This window comes from Ruthenibacterium intestinale (genome assembly GCF_040096265.1).
GTDB classification, from domain to species: Bacteria; Bacillota; Clostridia; order Oscillospirales; family Ruminococcaceae; genus Ruthenibacterium; species Ruthenibacterium komagatae.
This window is the reverse complement of record NZ_JBBMFA010000027.1, coordinates 1-5,571: the sequence shown is the minus strand read 5'-3', so window position 1 is coordinate 5,571 and position 5,571 is coordinate 1. Positions and strand designations below refer to the sequence as shown.

General features: G+C 63.6%; 6 protein-coding genes. 3 read left to right on the top strand and 3 right to left on the bottom strand.

Translation table 11 applies throughout. The annotated features are described in order from the left end of the window. Positions 1-33: 33 nt before the first annotated feature. Entirely contained in the window at positions 34-1,101 is a 1,068-nt protein-coding gene (locus WMO24_RS00830; RefSeq protein ID WP_459349900.1) for a helix-turn-helix transcriptional regulator, read from the bottom strand. A gap of 356 nt (positions 1,102-1,457) precedes the next feature. On the opposite strand from WMO24_RS00830, the gene WMO24_RS00825 reads away from it, so the two are divergent. Together WMO24_RS00825 and WMO24_RS00820 are read left to right on the top strand one after the other, a co-directional pair. Continuing rightward, positions 1,458-2,510: an inorganic phosphate transporter gene (locus WMO24_RS00825; protein WP_349214186.1), complete on the top strand. Its 1,053-nt coding sequence runs from the start codon at positions 1,458-1,460 to the stop codon at positions 2,508-2,510. Positions 2,511-2,585: 75 nt separating this feature from the next. Further along, a complete protein-coding gene (locus WMO24_RS00820; protein ID WP_295424591.1) occupies positions 2,586-3,209 on the top strand; it encodes a DUF47 domain-containing protein in 624 nt (207 codons plus the stop codon). Between the two features lie 142 nt (positions 3,210-3,351). Here the strand turns inward: WMO24_RS00820 and WMO24_RS00815 are convergent, their stop codons facing one another. Continuing rightward, the gene (locus WMO24_RS00815; protein ID WP_349214184.1) at positions 3,352-4,023 is read right to left on the bottom strand and encodes a hypothetical protein; all 672 of its coding nucleotides are present in this window, start codon (positions 4,021-4,023) and stop codon (positions 3,352-3,354) included. 91 nt (positions 4,024-4,114) lie between these two features. On the opposite strand from WMO24_RS00815, the gene WMO24_RS00810 reads away from it, so the two are divergent. After that, positions 4,115-4,495 (top strand): GNAT family N-acetyltransferase, encoded by a 381-nt coding sequence (locus WMO24_RS00810; protein WP_349214182.1) that lies wholly within the window; start codon positions 4,115-4,117, stop codon positions 4,493-4,495. 64 nt (positions 4,496-4,559) lie between these two features. Here WMO24_RS00810 and WMO24_RS00805 read toward each other — a convergent pair whose 3' ends face one another. After that, positions 4,560-5,483, bottom strand: a complete 924-nt coding sequence (locus WMO24_RS00805) for a hypothetical protein (RefSeq protein ID WP_349214181.1) — start codon at positions 5,481-5,483, stop codon at positions 4,560-4,562. Positions 5,484-5,571 lie beyond the last annotated feature (88 nt).

The following is a 5,571-nucleotide window of genomic DNA, read 5'->3' as shown; positions in this document are numbered from 1 at the left end:
GCGCGGTCCCCGAGACCGCGCCCTCTTGTTCTTTTATGCCGTCTGTTGTTCCGCGCCGGGCAAAAAGCGCCCCGCCAGCCGGTGGAACACCGCCGCGAACACCAGCGCGAAGGTAACGCCCAGCACCGTGTCCGCCAGGCGCAGCAGCACCGCGCCCTGCAAGCCGTACAGCCCCACGCCCAGCGTCAGCGCGCCGAAGCAGTTCATGGCCGTTTTATACCGGTAGTCGGTGCAAAAGCCCAGGCACAGCCCGCCCAGCGGCCCCAGCAGCTCAGCACCGTCTCCAAAGGTGAGAATCCAGCTGATTACACTGTCCGCGTCCGGGAAACCTCGACGAAAAAGCAAGGAGCCGTCCGGCTGTACGGCAAAGCTGTCTGCACCGTATTCTTCCACCAGCCGCCAACGGCAGGTCGGGGCAAAGCGGACACACACCTGATATTGAGTTGGATAAATCCGCTCCGGGTCCAGGTCCGGCAAAGGGGCCGGACGAGGTGAAAAGGGCTCTCCGTTAGAAAGGTCGGTCATGCGGTTGAGCTTGAACAGGCGGAAGTCCTGCCGGGTTTGACACCAGCCCCACAGATACCAGGTGGACCAGTGAAAGACTAGGTAATAAGGCTCCACGCTGCGCACCGAGGTGCCCTTGGGCGCGTCGTAAGTAAAATGCACAAGGTGGTGCTGCTCCATGGCATTCTGTATGGCTTCGATTTTCGGGGCAAGGCTGCTTTTGTACCATGAGGACAGATCAATGAGCAGGTGGGTGCCGCCGGATAGCAGCGTATGGTTCCCGGCGGACAGCTTTTCCATGAGCTGGGCATAGCGCCGGGTGCCGCTGACGCTGTCCAGACTGCGCAGCCCCGCCAGAATGGCCTGCATCTCCGGGGCGGTGAGCACCGTTCGGTCCACCCGGTATCCCTCCATGATGGAGATCCCGCCGCCGGCGCCCTGTGCGGTGACGACGGGGATACCTGCCCGGCACAGGGCTTCGATGTCCCGCTGGATGGTGCGGCGGGACACTTCGAACTGCTCCGCCAGTTCCGGCGCGGTGATCCGCTCCTGCTGGAGAAGGATGGACAATATGCCGATCAGCCGGTCCATTTTCATGGCACCACCGCCCTTCTGTCATTGTCTGTATTATACCATAGAAAGCGGACACCTGTCTGTCATGTTTGGCTTTGCGCGGCCGGCTTTTTTGTTGCAGGGCAGGGGACCCGGACGAAAAATAAGGGCCGCATGTTGGAAAGAAGCGGGAAAAAGCAGGCAGGCAACGGATTTTCTGTAAACTGCCAGTCAAAATCACGTAAAATTTCGTTGTAAAATGTCGGCGTTTCTGTTATGATAGCAACCGTGGGGCCGGACCCCACCGACGCAGCGCCGTGCGCTGCACCCACGCTGCACCCACCTTTACAATCAAAGAATAGGAAAAAGAGAAAAGAGAAGAATACAAGGGAGACTCGTACATGGATGTAACGCTGTCGCATTTTCTCCAGCAGATGGCCTCCAACCCCATTTTGTTGATGACCGTGGCGCTCACGCTGGGCGTCATCTTCGTCAACGGATGGACCGACGCCCCCAACGCCATCGCTACCTGCATCAGCACCCGCTGCATGCGGGTCCGTCCGGCCATCCTGCTCAGCGCCGGGTTCAACTTTCTCGGTGTGCTGGTCATGACCCGCATCAACTCCTCCGTCGCTTCCACCATCTCCAACATGGTGGACTTCGGCGGCAACACCAACGAAGCCCTCATCGCGCTGTGCGCGGCGCTGTTTTCCATCGTGGTATACAGCGTCACGGCTTCCTGGTTCGGCATCCCCACCAGCGAGAGCCACAGCCTGATCGCCGGCCTGACCGGCGCGGCCATCGCCATCAACAACGGTCTGGGCGGCGTCAACGGGGCCGAGTGGGTCAAGGTCCTCTACGGTCTTGTCATGAGCCTGCTGCTGGGCTTCGGCTCCGGCTGGCTCATCTGCAAGCTGCTGACCTGGGTGTGCGCCGGGCTGGACCGCCGCAAGGCAAACGGCTTCTTCCGCTACGCGCAGATCTTCGGCGCGGCGGCCATGAGCTTTATGCACGGCGCGCAGGATGGCCAGAAATTCATCGGCGTACTGTTCCTGGGCGTGGCCTTCTGCAACGGGCAGTCCAGCGTCAGCGGGGTGGTCATCCCGGTCTGGCTGATGCTGTTGTGCAGTACTGTCATGGGTCTGGGCACCAGCGTCGGCGGCGAGAAGATCATCAAGTCCGTGGGGATGGACATGGTCCGGCTGGAAAAATACCAGGGTTTTGCAGCGGACCTCTCGGCGGCGTTCTGCCTGCTGCTGTCCAGCCTGTTTGGCATCCCGGTATCCACCACGCATACCAAGACCAGCGCCATCATGGGCGTGGGGGCTGTCAAGCGGCTTTCCGCCATCAACTACGGCGTCGTCAAGGATATGATGCTCACCTGGGTGTTCACGTTCCCCGGTTGTGGCCTGATCAGCTTCGCCATGGCCAAGCTGTTCATGTTCCTCATCTGAGTATGGCGGCGGGGAAATGCCCCGCAGCAGGGTACCGTTCCGTTACCGCAACACAAAAAGCAAGGAGAAACGATCATGGCGAAAGTTCAGGATTCCTACTATTTTGATACCTTCTCGGCCTGCGCCGAAGATGCCTGCCGTGCCGCCCATCTGCTGGAAGCGATGATGCAGAATTTCCAGCCCGCCAACATCCGGCAGGAACTGGACGAGATCCACAAGATCGAGCACAGCGCCGACGAAAAAAAGCATGAACTGCAGAGCGTGCTGGTCAAAGCGTTCATCACCCCCATCGAGCGGGAGGATATCGCCACGCTGTCCGGCAACATCGACGATGTGATCGACAAGATCGAGGATGTGCTCCAGCGTATCTATTGCAACAACATCCAGAGCATCCGCCCCGACGCGCTGGAAATGGCCCAGAAAGTCATCCAGTGCTGTGAGGAAGTCAAACTGCTGGTGAAGGAACTGGCGGACTTCAAGCACTCCAAGACGCTGCATGACCATGTGGTACGCATCAACGATCTGGAGGAGCAGGGCGACCGGCTGTTCCTGGCCAGTATGCGCAAGCTGCACAAGAACTGCACCGACCCCATCGAAGTCATCGCCTGGCGCGAGGTGTACCACTACCTGGAAAGCTGCATGGACGCCTGCGAACATGTGGCCGACACAGTGGAGCGCGTCGTAATGAACAACACCTGAGCACACAGCGACCGGGACCGCAGCCCGCCGTAAGGCGGCAGCGGTCCCGGTTTTTGTCTGCGCAGTTATTGCACGGTGAGGGTTTCCACGATGGGCAACGCCCGCAGCCGTCTGACAGGGCCGCGCACCGAGAGAGCGGTGGTCAGCAGGATGACCCCGGCGATGAGCGCCAGTTCCGGCCAGGGGACCGACCAGGGAACGCCAAAGGTACGCGTGACCAGGCTGGAATACAAAAACCAGTGCAGCGCCAGCCCCAGCGCGCAGCCCAGCAGCACACGCCGTCTTTGCCGGGGTAGTACACCCGGCCGTCCCGGGCAAACAGCGCGCCGCCGTTCCAGCCCTCCAGCACGCCCTCTTTGCGCCAGCTGCCGTCCGCCTCCACGGTCACCAGCCCGTTGTCGGTCAGGTCCACGCAGTACATCCGCTGTCCGTCGCTCACCGGCGTGGTGTACACGTCGCCCGCAGGCCCGTCGCCCCAGACCGCCGCCTGCCCGTCCGGCCCGTACATCCGGTTTTCCACGGGCAGCGGCACCACCGTGGTCTGGGTGCGGCCCTGCCCGTCCGTGAAGGTCTCATACCGGGTCAGCGTCAGGCTCAGCCCGTCGCCCGCGCGGCAGGGCGACCGAAACCCGTCGCACTCCCCCGCTTCCGGCAGCGGCACCGGGGCAAAGGGCCGGTCCGGGCCGCCCTCCAGCAGGCACACTTCGCCCCCGCTGTCCACGGCCGACACCAGCGCCGTGCCCCCGGGCATCAGGTTCTCCACCGCCGTGGGCTGCACTTCTTCGGGCAGCGCCCCCAACATCCGTTTTTTCATACAAAAACCTCCTTTTCTGCCCCCAGTTTGCCAGAGCTGTCTTGAAAAAACTTGAAAAAAGGCGCATGATCGATGCAAAGGAGGGACCTGCATGGAATTTTCAGCAAACGACCGGGCCCTGACCGCCCGGGAATTTCTGGCTCTGGCCGCCCGGGTCTGGCCGGGCGATTACGACCCCGTGCGGACCGAAGCCGCTTTGGCCCGCACCCAAAACATCACCGCCCGGGACGGCGGCGCGCTGGTGGGGTGCCTGCGCATCCTCACGGACGGCTGTTTTTTCGGCACCATCCCCGAAATTCTGGTGCTTCCGGAATACCGGCGGCAGGGGGTGGGCAGCCGCCTGCTGGCCCTGGCCCGGGCCAGCACGCCCACGCTGCTGTACTTCGGCGCGCAGCCGGAAGCCTGTGCCTTTTACGAGAAAAACGGCTGTGCGCGCAGCCTGCCCGCCTACGAGCTGCCGCCCTGCCGGTGACGTTTTAAAAAAGCACAAAAAAGCGGCCCTGCACCTGCAGGGCCGCTTTCTGCGTCCAATCTGTTCAGTTTTTCGCGCACCGGGAGCAGGGCGAATAGCCCGCGTCCTCGGCCTCGCCCAGGGTGGTCTCTTCGCCGCCCCACAGCCGGGGGCAGTCCGGGTCCAGATGGTAGGTCGACCCCAGCCAGGGTGTCCACACCCGGGTGGCACGGCGGTTGTTCTCCACCTCGTCCATGGCCTGCTGGGCGTCGCTGTGGGCCTGCTGCACGTCGGCGCTTCCGTCGGAATATCCCTCGGAATACCCCGTGCTCTTGCCCTGGTCAAAGCCCTCCTGCAGGCCCTCGGTGTAGCCGGTCTGGTAGCCTTCCTCGTAGCCGGCGGCGCGGCCCTCTTCAAAGGTGCCCTCGGCCTTGGCCGCGGCGTACCCGTCGGCATAGGTGCCGTTGGCCTCCAGCGAGGCGGCGTAGCCCAGCTTCCAGGCGCCCCACAGGCCCAGGGCCAGCACCAGCGCCGCGCCGGCGCAGGCCAGCCACAGTTTCCACCGGGCGCGGATGGCCGCCCACGGGCCGGGCGCCGGGGAGTCGGATGTGTCCCCGGGCATGTCCCCGGACACGTCCGGCTGGGGCATGGCGGGATCGGGTGCGGCGGGCACAGGGGCCGGTTCTTCATCGGATACATCCCGGGCCCGGCCCTCGTACTCGCCGTCGATCAGCACGTCGGCGGTCTCCAGCCATTGGGCGGGCTCCAGGCCGCAGCCGGCAGCCAGGCGGCGCACCAGCGCGAACACCGGGCACGCGGCGGCCCGGTCGGGCGTGCAGGGGCAGATCTCCACGGGGCCGATGCCCTCCAGCGGGCGGCCCTGCATCTGCTGTTCCAAAGCGGCCTTGGCCCTTGCAAAGGAAAGGCCCTTGCGGCGGGCGTACTCTGCCACCGAGCGGGCGCACGGGCAGTCGGCGCACACCTTATCGTACGGGGATGTCCGGTTCATGTGTTTCTCCTCCAGTCTGTGGCTTTATCTTACCACATCCGCCGCTGTCTGCCAACAGCAAACCGGGGGCCGCGCAGAACTGCGCGGC